This is a genomic window from Rhodococcus sp. 05-2254-2 (assembly GCF_002259095.1).
Classification (GTDB): Bacteria; Actinomycetota; Actinomycetes; order Mycobacteriales; family Mycobacteriaceae; genus Rhodococcoides.
The window spans coordinates 15,796-29,836 of record NZ_NOZJ01000007.1 but is presented as its reverse complement, the minus strand read 5'-3'; the positions used below and the strand labels follow the sequence as shown (position 1 = coordinate 29,836).

16 protein-coding genes are annotated in these 14,041 nt (G+C 65.0%); 6 read left to right on the top strand and 10 right to left on the bottom strand.

Going from position 1 to position 14,041, the window contains the following annotated elements; genetic code table 11:
- Nucleotides 1-91: 91 nt before the first annotated feature.
- Entirely contained in the window at nucleotides 92-805 is a 714-nt protein-coding gene (locus tag CH283_RS09755; protein WP_094638595.1) for a hypothetical protein, read from the top strand.
- A gap of 40 nt (nucleotides 806-845) precedes the next feature.
- Here the strand turns inward: CH283_RS09755 and CH283_RS09750 are convergent, their stop codons facing one another.
- The 3 genes from CH283_RS09750 to CH283_RS09740 are packed head-to-tail and all read right to left on the bottom strand — an operon-like array spanning nucleotide 846 to nucleotide 3,708.
- Nucleotides 846-2,267: an NAD(P)(+) transhydrogenase (Re/Si-specific) subunit beta gene (locus CH283_RS09750; RefSeq protein ID WP_094638596.1), complete on the bottom strand. Its 1,422-nt coding sequence runs from the start codon at nucleotides 2,265-2,267 to the stop codon at nucleotides 846-848.
- On the bottom strand, nucleotides 2,267-2,590 hold the full coding sequence (locus CH283_RS09745; protein WP_068048360.1) for an NAD(P) transhydrogenase subunit alpha: 324 nt from the start codon (nucleotides 2,588-2,590) through the stop codon (nucleotides 2,267-2,269). Before CH283_RS09745 ends, CH283_RS09750 begins: the two co-directional genes overlap by 1 nt.
- Complete coding sequence (locus CH283_RS09740) at nucleotides 2,590-3,708, bottom strand: Re/Si-specific NAD(P)(+) transhydrogenase subunit alpha (protein ID WP_068048363.1); 1,119 nt, start codon at nucleotides 3,706-3,708, stop codon at nucleotides 2,590-2,592. The genes CH283_RS09745 and CH283_RS09740 overlap by 1 nt, the downstream gene beginning before the upstream one ends.
- Before the next feature lie 245 nt (nucleotides 3,709-3,953).
- Here CH283_RS09740 and CH283_RS09735 point away from each other — a divergent pair, with 245 nt between their 5' ends.
- Entirely contained in the window at nucleotides 3,954-4,403 is a 450-nt protein-coding gene (locus tag CH283_RS09735; RefSeq protein ID WP_373557623.1) for an HIT family protein, read from the top strand.
- Nucleotides 4,400-5,044, top strand: coding sequence for a Type 1 glutamine amidotransferase-like domain-containing protein (locus CH283_RS09730; RefSeq protein WP_094638598.1), 645 nt, complete (start codon nucleotides 4,400-4,402; stop codon nucleotides 5,042-5,044). The genes CH283_RS09735 and CH283_RS09730 overlap by 4 nt, the downstream gene beginning before the upstream one ends.
- 24 nt (nucleotides 5,045-5,068) lie before the next feature.
- Here CH283_RS09730 and CH283_RS09725 read toward each other — a convergent pair whose 3' ends face one another.
- Complete coding sequence (locus CH283_RS09725; RefSeq protein ID WP_068048371.1) at nucleotides 5,069-5,380, bottom strand: hypothetical protein; 312 nt, start codon at nucleotides 5,378-5,380, stop codon at nucleotides 5,069-5,071.
- 192 nt (nucleotides 5,381-5,572) lie between these two features.
- Between CH283_RS09725 and CH283_RS09720 the strand changes: the two genes are divergently transcribed.
- From CH283_RS09720 to CH283_RS09710, 3 genes are all read left to right on the top strand, one after another.
- Nucleotides 5,573-6,088 carry a DUF3558 domain-containing protein gene (locus CH283_RS09720; RefSeq protein ID WP_068282542.1) on the top strand — a complete coding sequence of 172 codons (516 nt, stop codon included), beginning with the start codon at nucleotides 5,573-5,575 and terminating at the stop codon, nucleotides 6,086-6,088.
- A 4-nt stretch (nucleotides 6,089-6,092) separates the two neighbouring features.
- A complete protein-coding gene (locus tag CH283_RS09715) occupies nucleotides 6,093-6,629 on the top strand; it encodes a DUF3558 domain-containing protein (RefSeq protein WP_094638600.1) in 537 nt (178 codons plus the stop codon).
- A 90-nt stretch (nucleotides 6,630-6,719) separates the two neighbouring features.
- A complete protein-coding gene (locus tag CH283_RS09710; protein ID WP_094638601.1) occupies nucleotides 6,720-8,102 on the top strand; it encodes an FAD-binding oxidoreductase in 1,383 nt (460 codons plus the stop codon).
- On the opposite strand, the gene CH283_RS09705 is transcribed toward CH283_RS09710, so the two are convergent.
- Genes CH283_RS09705 through CH283_RS09680 form a run of 6 tightly spaced genes read right to left on the bottom strand, consistent with a single transcriptional unit; the run spans nucleotide 8,103 to nucleotide 14,041 of the window.
- A complete protein-coding gene (locus CH283_RS09705) occupies nucleotides 8,103-9,413 on the bottom strand; it encodes an aspartate aminotransferase family protein (protein ID WP_094638602.1) in 1,311 nt (436 codons plus the stop codon).
- On the bottom strand, nucleotides 9,414-10,550 hold the full coding sequence (locus CH283_RS09700) for an ABC transporter substrate-binding protein (RefSeq protein ID WP_094638603.1): 1,137 nt from the start codon (nucleotides 10,548-10,550) through the stop codon (nucleotides 9,414-9,416).
- On the bottom strand, nucleotides 10,547-11,305 hold the full coding sequence (locus CH283_RS09695) for an ABC transporter permease (RefSeq protein WP_094638604.1): 759 nt from the start codon (nucleotides 11,303-11,305) through the stop codon (nucleotides 10,547-10,549). Before CH283_RS09695 ends, CH283_RS09700 begins: the two co-directional genes overlap by 4 nt.
- Nucleotides 11,302-12,081, bottom strand: coding sequence for an ABC transporter ATP-binding protein (locus tag CH283_RS09690; RefSeq protein ID WP_094638605.1), 780 nt, complete (start codon nucleotides 12,079-12,081; stop codon nucleotides 11,302-11,304). The genes CH283_RS09695 and CH283_RS09690 overlap by 4 nt, the downstream gene beginning before the upstream one ends.
- Nucleotides 12,078-13,013 (bottom strand): ABC transporter permease, encoded by a 936-nt coding sequence (locus CH283_RS09685; RefSeq protein ID WP_094638606.1) that lies wholly within the window; start codon nucleotides 13,011-13,013, stop codon nucleotides 12,078-12,080. The genes CH283_RS09690 and CH283_RS09685 overlap by 4 nt, the downstream gene beginning before the upstream one ends.
- Nucleotides 13,010-14,041 (bottom strand): TIGR03842 family LLM class F420-dependent oxidoreductase, encoded by a 1,032-nt coding sequence (locus tag CH283_RS09680; protein WP_068048397.1) that lies wholly within the window; start codon nucleotides 14,039-14,041, stop codon nucleotides 13,010-13,012. Before CH283_RS09680 ends, CH283_RS09685 begins: the two co-directional genes overlap by 4 nt.

The following is a 14,041-nucleotide window of genomic DNA, read 5'->3' as shown; positions in this document are numbered from 1 at the left end:
CGGTGTGATCGAATCGTTACCAGAGCAATGATCAGCCGGTTCCCAAGTTCCTCACATCCGCCGTTCAGCAGGTTCTGGCACCGTGGCACCCATGTCACCACCGAGCCTGGACTCCGGACCGATTCGCGCGTCGACCGACGCAGAGACGACTGCGCTGCCGTCCAGCACCTCGAGCCGCAGACGCAGGCGAGCCGTCGTTGCGCGCTCGGCCGTGTCAGGTGCCTCTGCGGTCCTGCTGCCGATCTTCCTGATGTGGGCACCGCACATCGCAACCACGACGTCCTGGGAATCGACCCCGGCCGCGGCACTGGCCGCTCATCTGCTCGATGCGATCGATGTGACCGCGGTGTTGATCGCCGTAGCCGCGCTCGCCGTCGTGGCGCTGATACGCAAGCTGCCGTACGGAATCGGGGTGGTGATCGCCTGCACCGTCGGTGCCGTCGTCACCAGTGCGATCGCTCGCGAGATCATGGGAGCGTCGATGCCGTCCGCAGACCTTCCGAGCGGTCAACTCGTCGCCGTGGCCTCGCTGCTCGGAGCTGCATCCATGGTGGCGTCCGCGGCGTGGCGGCCCGTGATCCTCGGTCTGGGAACGGTCGCAACACTCGCGGTGGCGGCGGCCGCCCTGATCGCCGGATCCGCGTCCGTCACCGGGATCGTGAGCGCCGCATCGATCGTGTTCGTGTGGTGGCCGGCGTGCTCGATCGTCATGCTCTTCTCGCCCGATGCAGCTGCCCGTGAAGCCCGCAACCCGATCGACACGGCCGCTCTGGCCGTTCGACGCAAGACGGGGCGCTCCCGTTGACATCGGGAGCGCCCCATTCTGCGTTGCTACGAGGTCGTGACTAGAGAGCTTTGAGCTCCTCGGTCACCTCGGATACCGACTTCTTCGCGTCACCGAACAGCATCGAGGTGCCCTCGGCGAAGAACAGCGGGTTCTCGATGCCTGCGAAGCCCGAGGACATGGATCGCTTGAGGACGATGACCGACTTCGACTGATCCACGTTCAGGATCGGCATCCCGTGAATCGGGCTCGACGGGTCGTTGCGCGCCGCCGGATTGGTCACGTCGTTCGCGCCGATGACCAACGTGACGTCGGTACGGGCGAACTCGTCGTTGATGTCGTCCATCTCCTTCATCGCGTCGTAGGCGACGTCGGCTTCGGCAAGGAGCACGTTCATGTGCCCGGGCATGCGACCGGCGACGGGGTGAATGGCGTACTTGACCTCGACGCCCTTCGACTCCAGCAGCTTGGCCATGTCCTTGACCGCGTGCTGCGCCTGCGCGACGGCGAGGCCGTATCCGGGAACGACGATGACCTGGTTGGCGTACGCCATCTGGATGGCAGCGTCGGCTGCGGAGGTGGCCTTCGCCGTTCCGCCGCCTGCACCCGCAGGACCTGCAGCAGCGTCGCCCCCGCCGAATCCACCGGCGACGATCGCCGGAATGGAACGGTTCATGGCCTTGGCCATCAGGTTGGTCAGGATCGTGCCGGACGCGCCGACGATCATGCCGGCGACGATCATCGCAGTGTTGTTGAGCGCCAGGCCTGCGGCCGCCGCAGACAGACCGGTCAGAGCGTTGAGCAGCGAGATGACGACCGGCATGTCAGCGCCGCCGATGGGCAGCACCACCGTTAGACCGAGAATTCCGGCGAGAACGAGAACCGCCACGATCCACCACTGCGACACCCCGCCGCCCGGAGTGGCGTTGATGCCGATGACCACGGCGGCGGCCACAGCACCGATCAGCAGCAGAGCATTGAGCGGCTGCTGCAACTTTCCGATGGTGATGGGCGAGCCGGGCAGGGTCTCCTGCAGCTTGAGGAACGCGATCAGCGATCCCCAGAACGAGATCGACCCGATGATGGCCGCGAACAGCGACCCGATGACGATGTGGACCGTCGGCGATTCACCGTGCTTGAAGTTCGAGAATCCCGACGTGTCGAGGAATTCCGCCCACGCGATCAGCGCAACCGTTCCACCGCCGACGCCGTTGAACAGGGCCACCAACTGTGGCATCGCGGTCATCTTGACTCGGCGAGCAGGCGGGATACCGAGCGCGACGCCGACGACCAAGCCGACGACGATCAGAATCCAGTTTCCGGTATCGCGAATAGAGATCAACGTCGCCACGACGGCGAGGAACATGCCGACAGCGGCGATCTGGTTGCCGCGCACGGCTGTCTTCGGTCCGGTCAGACCCATCAGTCCGTAGATGAACATGCTAAAGGCGACGATGTAGAGAATGTTGACGAGATTGTCCATCAGGAGTCAGCACCCTTCGTGGCCTTGGCAGGAACGGGCTTGGACTTGAACATGCCGAGCATGCGGTCGGTGACCACGAATCCACCGATGACGTTGACCGTTCCGAACACGAGAGCGACGAACAGGATGACCTGCAGGCCGATGGACGGATCCTCGACCTTGCCGAGCACCACCAGGGCACCGAGCACGACGATGCCGTGGATGGCATTGGTTCCCGACATCAACGGGGTGTGCAAGGTGTTGGGCACCTTGGAGATCACCGCGAAGCCGACGAACCCGGACAGCACCAGGATCGCGATGTTCGCGAGCAGCGGGGTGTACATCAGTTCTCCTTCTCACGTGTCACGCAGGCGCCGGCGAGGACCTCGTCCGAGAAATCCGGAGCGAGCTTGCCGTCCACCAACATGAGTTCGAGCAATGCCGAGATGTTCTTCGAGTACAGCTCGCTGGCGTGCTCGGGCATCGAGGCCGGGAGGTTCAACGGGGAGCAGATGGTGACGTCGTGCTTGACGACGGTCTCGCCGGGCTCGGTGAGTTCACAGTTGCCACCGGTTTCCCCTGCGAGGTCGACCACGACGCTGCCCGGCTTCATGCCCTCGACGGCCGCGGCCGTGACCAATCGCGGGGCAGGGCGTCCGGGAACCAACGCGGTGGTGATGACCACGTCGAATCCCTTGATGGCCTCTTCGAGAGCCTTCTGCTGTTGCACCCGCTCGTCTTCGGTCAGCTCACGCGCGTATCCGCCCTCGCCAGCGGCGTCGATCCCCAGATCGAGCCACTGCGCGCCGACGGAGCGAACCTGATCCGCCACCTCCGGACGCACGTCGTATCCGGTGGGGCGGCCGCCGAGACGCTTCGCGGTGGCGAGCGCCTGCAGACCTGCCACGCCGACGCCCAGCACAAGCACGGTGGCGGGCTTGACGGTGCCCGCAGCGGTGGTGAGCATCGGGAAGAACCGGGTGGACTCCGACGCTGCCAACAGCACGGCCTTGTAGCCGGCGACGTTGGCCTGAGAGGACAGTGCGTCCATCACCTGCGCCCGTGAGATCCGCGGGATCGCCTCGACGGCGAAAGCCTGTACTCCGGCCGCCTTCAACGCCCCGATGCTGTTCTCCGCGTTGCGCGGTGCCAGAAATCCGATGAGCGTCGAACCCGACGTCAGCTTGGCGATCTCGGCATCGGACGGCGGCGCGACCTTCACCACGACGTCGGCCGACCATGGATCACCGATGGTCGCTCCGGCGGCGACGTACAGCTCGTCGGGAATCAGAGCGCCGAGACCAGCGCCGGACTCGACGACGATCTCGACGCCCTTGCCCGCCAGGGAGGCAACGATCTTGGGCACCAGGGCGACGCGACGTTCGCCCTCCCCCGATTCCCGAACCACACCGACGACAGTCGTGGATCCCGAACCCTTCTCAGTGCTCTGCGATGTATCCAAATCTCCGTCTTCCTGCGTTGAATGGTGTCCACGAATCGACCAACGGCTCCGAGCCTGCGACGAGCGGACGAAACCATGCGACAAGGCACAAGGTCCCTGATAGTAGCCAGAGGAGACAGACCGCGGGTAGCCCGGAACACAGTCCGATTCGTTCTGAATCGAGTCCGTTTCGACATTCCTCGGCCACGGGGAGCGCAATTGTGATGCGCACCATATGGGTCTATCGGTGATGAACGGACCCTACAGTGACAACCGTGGAACCTTGCATCTTCTGTGCCATCGTCGCGGGTGACGCTCCCGCGCACCGCGTGTTCGAGAACGAGCATGCCGTCGCGTTTCTCGACATCCGGCCGGTCACTCGCGGCCACCTGCTCGTCGTTCCGCGCGAGCACGCCACCGATCTGAACGCGACCCACCCGGACGCGGCCGCAGACGTGTTTCGCGTCGGGCACACGCTGGCGCGCGCGGTCCGGCACTCGGACCTGCGAGCCGACGGAGCCAATCTCGTGATCAACGACGGTAAGGCCGCATTTCAGACGGTCTTCCACCTGCATCTGCACGTGGTGCCTCGTTGGCACCGGGACCGCTTCCGGTTCGCGGCCGGCTTCGTGACACGTCGTCTGAGTGAGCCCGAGCGTGTTGCAGACGCCGTTCGTGTCGGGTTGGCCCGGCTCGATGGCGATCCGACAGCATGAAGCTGTTCCTGTCGTCGTATCGATTCGGTGGCCACTCCGAGGCTTTCGTCGACCTCACCGGCCCACCGTCCGATCTCGCCGTGATTGCGAACGCATCGGACGCGTGGCCGCGCGCCGCTCGCGAATCCTCGCTCACAAGCGAGTTCGTTCCGCTGCGGGCGCTCGGGTATCGGCCTGCCGAGCTGGATCTGCGCGAGTACGTGGGTCGGTCCGCTGCTCTCGAGCGCGCCCTCGACGACTTCGGCGCGGTGTGGGTGCGCGGGGGCAACACGTTCGTCCTGCGCGCTCAGCTCGCCCGCTCGGGCGCAGACGAGGTCATCGCCGAGCGTGTTCGGCGAGGATCGATCGTGTACGGCGGATACAGCGCGGGCGCGTGTGTTGCCGCACCGTCGTTGATCGGCGTCGAGGACGCGGACGACCCCGGCGAGGTTCGGCCCGCGACAGGTGTCGATCCGGTGTGGACCGGACTGGGCCTGGTCGGTTTCTCGATCGTCCCGCACCTGAATTCCGTTCTGGACGAGAACGATTCGGGGCATGCAACGATGCAGCGCCTGCGCAGGGACGGCATCGACTGCCGTGGGTTGACCGACGAACAGGCCATCGTCGTCGATGCGTCGGGAACGCGTGTGCTCGGTAGTTGACCGTCCTTCGGCCCGGGCGAGTCTTCAGCCCAGGCGAGCAAGTGGAGCGAGTCGGTCCAGCGAGGACCACGCCAGCGAGCACCGTCTGGCGGTCATTTCGTCCGCGTCGAGCACCAGCATGTCGAACAACTGGCGAGGGGCCTGATGCCACGAGTCGGCAATTTGCGCGATGGCTGCTCGATCGAAGAGCCCGGACTGTGTCAGCGCCTGAACCCACTCGTCGATCTCGCCTCGGTGAATGCGCTCGATGGTGTCGTATTCGATTCCGCCCCCGAGAAATTCGTACGAGAACATCGCGGCCACGTAGTTCCAGGAGTCACTTCCGGGATCGATCATGGTGCAGCCTCCTTGTCGACTCGCACCGCGTGGAGTGCGAGGTTCGCTGCGCTGGACGCTAGCGTGGCGAACTACAAATTTACGTGTCGACGACGCATCGATCTGGTAACGCCTGAGGCTGGTGTTACTGATGTGACTCACTTCGGTCAAACGCTCTCCCTCTCCCCGACAGGGTGGGTAAAGTCCGCGTTCGTGCGCACTCGAGCCGTTGCAGCCTTGATCGCTGCGGTCGCGTGCGGGCTGGTCGGATGCTCGAACACGCCGGCCACCGAGGCCGGTCCGGATACGTCCGAGACGGCCGACCGACCCATCACCGAAGAACTCTTCGTCGGTGAATGCGGCTCGATGGACGACGCAGAAGTGCAGGAACTCACGGCCGTATCCGACCTGACGGCGGTGTCCGAGAACGCCATTCGTTGCCGCTGGGAATCCGCGAGCGGCGCGTACGCGATGTTCACCTGGTACCGCGGCAGCCCCATCGACCGAGAGAGTTCCGTGGCCGAGGCCGTCGGTCGCACCATCGAGCGCATCGATGTGGACGGTCACCCTGGATTCACCGCCGCGGCGTCGGGAGCGTCGTGCGAGGCCGGAGTCGAGAACGGGGACGGCTTCGTGCACTGGTCCGTCAACTTCGTGGTCGACGGCCCCCGCGATTCCTGCGACGTCGTCGAGGATCTGGCCAGAACCACGATCTCGAAGGCGAAGTAGCCTGATGTCGACATTCCGCTCCGCCGATTCCACCCGCCGCGTCCTCGCCGCTGTCCTCGTCACTGCGGCCGTCGGTACCGGATGCACCACCACCGTGACCGGTACGGCCGTGCCCGCTCGATCCGGCGGCAGCGGACAGTTCGACAAGCTGCTCGGGGAGTGCATCGCCGTCCCTGATCCCACCATCGCCGAAACAGTGGGTGCCGACCTCGTCGAGCAGTACTTCTACGGTGCAGTGTGCATGTGGACCGGCATCGGCGGCGGCGGACTCATCGATGTGACTTTCGCCTGGTTCGAGAACGATGCACTCTCGCGCGAGCGAGACCTGGCCGATCGGCTCGGCTACGCGACCGAAGACGTCACCGTTGCCGGCACCACGGCGTTCCTGTCACGACGGCCGGACGATCCGTCGTCGTGCGGAATCAGCGCGGCGTACTCGGGTGTCATCACTTGGTGGGTGCAGTACCGAGGCGCCAGTCCGGCCGACCCGTGCGCCGCCGCCACCGAACTCGCAGAACTGACGCTGCAACGCAATCAGTGACCGAGCGCCGACCGGCCCCGACTCCACCGCACACGCGGCCGTGACACACTCGAGTGGCGACGGTCACAATTTCGATGTGAGGAGACCGAGATGTCGGTGACGACCGATACAGATGCCCGCCTGAGCGAGCTCGAATCCCTGCTGTCACCCGGCGCGGTGGTCACCGACCCGGACATCACCGAGGGCTACCGCCGCGACTGGGCGAAGGATCCCGACGCCGGCACCCCACTGGCCGTCGTGCGCGCACAGTCCACCGAGGACGTTCGCGCCGTCATGCGGTGGGCCACCGAGCACAACGTGGCGGTCGTCCCACGCGGCGCCGGATCGGGTTTGTCCGGTGGAGCCACCGCCGTGGACGGCGGAATCGTGCTCACCACCGAGTTGATGCGCGAGATCACCGTCGACCCGGTGACCCGCATCGCCGTCGTACAACCCGGGCTGCTCAACGTCGAGGTCAAGAAGGCCGTCGCAGAGCACGGCCTCTGGTACCCACCCGACCCGTCCTCGTTCGAGATGTGTTCCATCGGAGGCAATGCGGCCACCAATGCGGGCGGCCTGTGCTGTGTGAAGTACGGCGTCACCACCGATTACGTTCTCGGTCTCGAGGTCGTCCTGGCCGACGGTACCGCCGTCCGACTGGGTGGGCCACGCCTGAAAGACGTTGCGGGCCTGTCCCTTGCGAAGCTGTTCGTCGGCTCCGAGGGCACGCTGGGCATCATCACCGAGATCACTCTTCGACTGATCCCGGCGCAACCTCCCGCCAGTACGGTGGTCGCGTCGTTCGCGTCGGTACACGACGCGACCGCCGCAATTCTGGCCATCACCCGGAACTTGAGGCCGTCGATGCTCGAGTTCATGGACCGCGCGTCCATCGGTGCCGTCGAAGATGCCATGAACATGGGACTCGATCGCGAGGCGGCAGCGATGCTCATTGCTCGGTCCGACTCCCCCGGTGCCGACCGAGGTCGCGAGATCGAGATCATGGCGGCCGCGTGCACCGAGGCCGGCGCATCGGATGTCTTCACCACCGACGACCCCGACGAGGGTGAGGCCTTCGCTGCCGCACGGCGATTCGCCATTCCCGCGGTCGAGCGACTCGGCAGCCTGCTGCTCGAGGACGTCGGGGTTCCACTGCCCGCACTTCCGGCCCTCGTCGACGGAATCGCCGAGCTGTCCACGAAATACGACGTGCTGGTGGCGGTCATCGCCCACGCCGGCGACGGCAACACCCACCCCCTGATCGTCTTCGACCCCGAGGACGCCGACATGACACGGCGCGCCAACATCGCCTTCGGCGCGATCATGGATCTGGCAATTTCGTTGGGCGGCACCATCACCGGTGAACACGGTGTCGGTCGCCTCAAGAAGGCCTGGCTGCCCGATCAGGTCGGTGAGGACGTCATGGAGCTGACCCGCAGGATCAAGACTGCCCTCGATCCGGCGGGCATCCTCAACCCCGGTGCGGTGCTGTGATCACCCGTCGACGGTGAACCCGTCCGCGACCGTCAGCACCTCGTCGAGGATTTCCAGTCCCTGACGAATCTCGTCCTCCGAGGTCGTCAGCGGGGGCGCGATCTGCAGACGGTTACCTGCCACGAACGGCCACAACCCACGCGACTTTGCCGCGGCGGTCACCGTGCCCATGGCCGCCGCGTCCTTGCCCGACGCAGCGAACGGCACCAACGGTTCCCTGGTCTGGCCGTCCTTGACCAATTCGACGGCCCAGAAGAATCCCTTGCCGCGCACCTCGCCCACGCTCGGATGAGATTCGGCCAGCTTCGACAGGCCCGCCCCGAGTACGTCCTCCCCGACGTGACGCACGTGCGGAAGAATCTTGTCGCGCTCGAACACTCCGATGGATGCCACGCCGGCGGCGCACCCGAGCACGTGACCGGAGTAGGTCAACCCGCCGGGATAGGGCTTGTGATCGAACTGCGAGGCGATCTTCTCCGAGATGACCACCCCGCCCAGAGGCACGTACCCGGAGTTGACGCCCTTGGCGAACGTCATCAGATCCGGTGTCACATCCCAGGCCTGGCATGCGAACCATTCGCCGATTCGCCCGAACCCGACCATCACTTCGTCGGCGATGTAGACGATTCCGTACTTGTCGCACAGCGCCCGAACGCCGGCCAGATATCCGGGCGGCGGGATCAGCACACCGTTGGTGCCGATGACCGATTCGAGGATCAGTCCGGCGATGTTCTGCGCACCCTCGAGCACGATGACCTGTTCGAGGTGTGCCAGTGCTGCGGCCGTTTCGTCCTCGGGAGTCGTTGTCCCCCAGGGTGACCGGTAGGGATACGGCCCGAAGAACCGGACGACGTCGACGTTGGTGGGTTCGGTGCCCCAACGCCTCGGCTCACCGGTGAGACCGATCGCAACTCCGGTTCCACCGTGGTACGAGCGGTACGCGGCAAGCATCTTCGTGCGCCCGGTGTGCTGTCGGGCCAGCCGCACCGCGTGCTCGACGGCTTCTGCGCCACCGGTCGTGAAGAACACTCGATCGAGATCACCCGGCGCACGTTCGGCGATCAATGCCGCGAGTTCACTGCGTTTGTTGTTGGCCACGGTCGGAGAAATGGTCGTCAGAACCTGGGCCTGTTCGACGATGGCGGCAACGACGTCAGGGTGCTGATGCCCGAGGTTGACGTTGACCAACTGTGACGAGAAGTCCAGGTATCGCTTGCCCTTGTCGTCCCAGAACCACGATCCCTCCGCACCCTCGACGGTGATCGGATTCAGTTCGGCCTGCGCCGACCAGGAGTAGAACACGTGATCCATCTACTTGCCGCCTTCCTCCAGTGTGACCTCCATCGGAGCGTACGACTCTCCGGTCACATCCACACCGTCGGCCTTCAACAAATCCAAAGCCTCGGTGACGTACTCGTTGGTGTACGCCTCGGCGTCGGGGTCGGCCGTCAGCACCGTCGAGCCCTCGGCATTCCGGGTGGACTTCGCGATGTCGACCGTCTGCTGCCAGGCCGCCTCGTCGATCATTCCGATCCCGTCCGCGGACGGCCAGATCAGTTTGTTGACTTCGTTGACCTGCCACAGCTGATGACTCGCGCCGAGTGTCGAGCCCGCAGCGACGGTGATGTCGCGGCACGTCTCGACGTTGTCGCGGCAGAATATCCAGCCCTTCAACGATGCCGCCAAGAATTTGACGGTCTGCTCCCGGTACGCCTCGTCGGAGAGCTTGTCGGTATTGGCCCAGATCGCGTCCTGCAGCATCGCGACGCCGTCGTCGTTCCAGTTCAGCGACGTGAAATCGTCCTCCGTGTAGAGCGCACCGGTTGCGGGGTTCACGGTCTCGAGCAACTGGGCGTACTCGTTGTAGGACATCGCCTGGGCTGCGGCGATATCTCCGGACAGAAGGCCGTTCATGTCGAACTGCTGCTGCACCAACGTCACGTCGGAGGGACTGACCCCGGCCTTGGTCATACCGGCGAACAGCTCGAATTCGTTGCCGTATCCCCAGTTTCCGACGGTCTTGCCCTGGAGATCGGCCGGTGTGGCGATGTTCTGATCCTTGAACGAGACCTGCAATGTGCCCGACTTCTGATAGATCTGGGCCACGTCGGTGATGCCGGCTCCGGCCTCACGGGATGCGAGCGCCTTGGGTACCCACGCGACGGCGTAATCGGCCTGCCCCTGTGCGAGCACGGTTTGCGGAACGATATCCGTTCCACCGTCGAGGATTTCGACGTCCAGCCCCTGTTCCGCATAGAAACCCTGATCGACGGCGGCGAGGTAGCCCGCGAACTGGCCCTGTTTGAACCACTGCAGTTGCAGCTTGATCGTGGTGTTCCCGTCGGCCGCGGTGTCGGTGTCGGTCGTGGTGGTGCTGCAGGCCGAGGCGACCACCGCCAGAGCCATGACGACGGCGAGAAGGGGTCGGGGGGTTCGAGTGATGTTCATATCCATCTTTCCTGGGGACGACGCCGGGACACGAGTTTCTCGAGCAACAGAACAACCACGAAGAAGAGCAAACCGACTGCGATGGCACCCATCACGTAGGCCCACGCCCGGGGGTAGGCCGTGTTCGCCGCGGCGGAGGTGATCCGCGACCCCAAACCGTTCTGCAGTCCACCGAAGTACTCGCAGATGATGGCAGCAATGACAGCATTGGGAGCGGCAACCCGCAACCCGGTGAAGATGTGCGGAACGGCGGACGGGAGGCGAACGATTCGGGTGAACTGCCAACCGCCCACGGCATACGACGTCATCAGGTCGTGGTGCACGGCCGAGACCTGACGCAGTCCTTTTGCCGCACTGACGAATACCGGGAAGAACACGACGATGGTCACCACGAGTCGCCGCGGTAGGTCGGTGGTCGAGGAGAACATCGAGTTGAACACCGGCGCAAGAGCGACGATGGGAACGGCTGCGGCACCCGCCGCCAACGGGGTGAGCAGTTCGTCGACGATCCGCAGGCGAACCGCGGCCATTGCTGCGAGGAGACCCAGAACCGAACCTGCGATCAACCCCACGAGAGCGTTGGTTCCCGTTGCCAGACTTGCCGATCCGATGTTGCCGAGGTTGCGCACGAATTGCTCGGCGATGGCGCTCGGCGACGGCAGCAGGAACGACGGAACCCCCGCGACGACCGTGAGCAACTGCCACAGGGCGAGTGCCGTAGCACCGAACACCACCGGTGGCAGCCAGAGCTTCATCGCAGATCCGCACTGCGCACCGCACGGCCGTGCAATGCGTCACGAACCGCGGTGATGGACGCGAAGAACTCCGCCGATTCTCGTGGATCCCCGTTCGCATCGAAACTGTCGATCGTGAGTGTGTCGACGATCCGTCCCGGCCGAGGGGACATGACAACCACCCGATCGGACAGGTACACCGCTTCCGGAATCGAATGGGTCACGAACACCACTGCTGCGCTGGACTCCTCGGCGATGCGGAGTAGGTCGTTCTGCATCTTCTCGCGGGTCATCTCGTCCAGTGCCCCGAACGGTTCGTCCATCAACAACAGTCCCGGCGTTCGAGCCAGCGCCCGTGCGATCGCCACTCGTTGCTGCATCCCACCGGACAGCTCACTGGGAAATTTCTCTGCGAAATCGGTGAGTCCGACGAGGTCCAGCAACTCGCGAACCCGTTCTGCTCGCTGACGTTTGGGAACCTTGTGCAGTTCCAGCGGCAATGCGACATTCGATTGCACTGTGCGCCAATCGAGCAGCCCTGCCTGTTGAAAGGCGATGCCGTACTTCTGTTCGACGCGGGCTCGGCGAGCGGACAGGCCGAACACCGATACCGAACCGGACGTCGGTTGCTCGAGATCGGCCACGATGCGGAGCAACGTCGACTTACCGCACCCCGAAGGCCCGATCAGCGAGACGAATTCACCGGGGGCGATCGCGAGCGATACATCCTCCAGCGCAGTCACTCCCCCGTCGAACGTCTTCCCCACGCCCTCGACGAGTACCGCATGCTCGGTCATGACCGATCCTTTCGACCGGGCGAGCGGCCCGCATAACGGCCGAGCGCGACATCGAGCAGCGATACCAGTGCGGTCACCACCAACCCGAGCACCGCTGCGCCGAGAACAGCGGCGTACAGGCGGGACGCGTCTCCAGTTGCCTGCTGCGAGAACACGATGATCTGCCTACCGATACCGCCGGTCGTTCCGGTGGAGATTTCGGCGACCACGGCACCGATCACGGCTGCGGCTGCAGCCAGCCGCAGCGCCGGAATCAGATGCGGCACAGAGGCGGGCAGGCGAAGTCGAACGAGGGTGCTCCACCATCCGGCCGCGTAACTGTGCATCAGATCGAGTGCTGCCCGATCGGGTGCACGCAGGCCGCGCAGCATTCCCACCGCCACCGGGAAGAATGCGAGATACGACGCGATGACGGTGATGCTCATCCACGGCTGCCAGGCGTAACCGCCGATGGCGATCTTCCCGCCCCAGCCCGCGACGAGCGGTGCCAACGCGATCAGCGGAACCGTCTGCGAGACGATCACATACGGCAACACGGACCGCTCGACCCACACGAACCGTTGCATCGTCACGGCGAGCAACAGCCCGACCACCGTCCCCAGCGCGAACCCGAGTACGGCGAGCCCGAACGTGAACAGGCCACTGGACACGATCGCGGCACCGACACTGCGAGCACCGGCGACGTTCACCTCGGGCTCGGTCAGCGCCGCCAACACCGACCACACGTGCGGTAGTGCACCGTCGTCGGTGCGCGGCAGCACCCGCACTCCGGCGACACTCACCCCGTTCTCGGGGACGAGCACTTTCACCAGCTCCCAGACCGCCAGCAACGAGCCGACAGCCACCACTGCCATCACCGGACGCCGCACTCCTCGATTCGCACCGGCGGGAGTGGGTGCCACCACCGCAGCCCGATCGAGCAGACTCGTCACGACGTTGCCGTCACGCTCGGGCGGATCTGCGGAATGATGCTCTCTCCGTATGCCTCGAGTGTCGCGGCCTTGGCGTCGTGCTGCAGGTACACCGAGAACTGGTCGACGCCGAGTGTTTCCAGCTCTTTCAGCTTGGCGATGTGATCGGCCGGAGTGCCCAGTAAGCAGAACCTGTCGATCACTTCGTTCGGAACGAATTCTGCGTGCGAGTTTCCTGCTCGACCGTGCTCGTTGTAGTCGTACCCTGTGCGCGCTGCGATGTAGTCGGTGAGAGCCTGCGGAACACCACCGCCATCGCCGCCGTATCGCGAGACGATATCGGCGACGTGGTTGCCGACCATCCCGCCGAACCAACGACACTGATCTCGGGCGTGTTCGAGCCCTGCGTCGGTACCGTCGGTGACGTAGGCGGGAGCTGCAACGCAGATCGAGATCGAGTCCGGGTCGCGACCCGCTTGCTCGGCCGCAGCGCGGACCCGACCGATCGTCCAGGCCGCGATATCGGGATCGGCCAGCTGCAGAATGAACCCGTCCGCCACCTGTCCGGTGAGCTCGAGGGCTTTGGGCCCGTACGCCGCAACCCATACCTCGAGCCGGGACCGCTCCGCCCACGGGAACTGCACCGTCGTCTCACCGACCCGGGCGCTCCGACCGTTGGCCAGGCTTCGGATCACCTCTATCGATTCCCGCAGCGTTGCAAGGGTTGTCGGCTTGCCGCCGAGGGCACGGACCGCCGAATCACCGCGGCCGATGCCGCAGACGGTCCGATTGCCGAACATGTCGTTGAGCGTCGCGAACGTCGATGCCGTCACCGTCCAGTCACGGGTGGCGGGATTGGTGACCATCGGGCCGACGGTCACCCGTCTCGTCGCGGCCAGAATTTGGCTGTAGATGACGTACGGTTCCTGCCACAGCAGGTGCGAATCGAATGTCCACACGTGCGAGAAACCATGTGTCTCGGCCTGTCTGGCCAGGTCGACCACACGGGACGCCGGCGGATTGCACTGGAGCACTACCCCGATGTCCAT

Bases quoted from the DNA above. Each gene is read 5' to 3' on its own strand.
- CH283_RS09755 (WP_094638595.1), top strand. From the start codon at position 92: ATGTCACCACCGAGCCTGGACTCCGGACCGATTCGCGCGTCGACCGAC.
- CH283_RS09750 (WP_094638596.1), bottom strand. From the start codon at position 2,267: ATGGACAATCTCGTCAACATTCTCTACATCGTCGCCTTTAGCATGTTC.
- CH283_RS09745 (WP_068048360.1), bottom strand. From the start codon at position 2,590: ATGTACACCCCGCTGCTCGCGAACATCGCGATCCTGGTGCTGTCCGGG.
- CH283_RS09730 (WP_094638598.1), top strand. From the start codon at position 4,400: ATGAAGCTGTTCCTGTCGTCGTATCGATTCGGTGGCCACTCCGAGGCT.
- CH283_RS09725 (WP_068048371.1), bottom strand. From the start codon at position 5,380: ATGATCGATCCCGGAAGTGACTCCTGGAACTACGTGGCCGCGATGTTC.
- CH283_RS09715 (WP_094638600.1), top strand. From the start codon at position 6,093: ATGTCGACATTCCGCTCCGCCGATTCCACCCGCCGCGTCCTCGCCGCT.
- CH283_RS09710 (WP_094638601.1), top strand. From the start codon at position 6,720: ATGTCGGTGACGACCGATACAGATGCCCGCCTGAGCGAGCTCGAATCC.
- CH283_RS09705 (WP_094638602.1), bottom strand. From the start codon at position 9,413: ATGGATCACGTGTTCTACTCCTGGTCGGCGCAGGCCGAACTGAATCCG.
- CH283_RS09700 (WP_094638603.1), bottom strand. From the start codon at position 10,550: ATGAACATCACTCGAACCCCCCGACCCCTTCTCGCCGTCGTCATGGCT.
- CH283_RS09695 (WP_094638604.1), bottom strand. From the start codon at position 11,305: ATGAAGCTCTGGCTGCCACCGGTGGTGTTCGGTGCTACGGCACTCGCC.
- CH283_RS09690 (WP_094638605.1), bottom strand. From the start codon at position 12,081: ATGACCGAGCATGCGGTACTCGTCGAGGGCGTGGGGAAGACGTTCGAC.
- CH283_RS09680 (WP_068048397.1), bottom strand. From the start codon at position 14,041: ATGGACATCGGGGTAGTGCTCCAGTGCAATCCGCCGGCGTCCCGTGTG.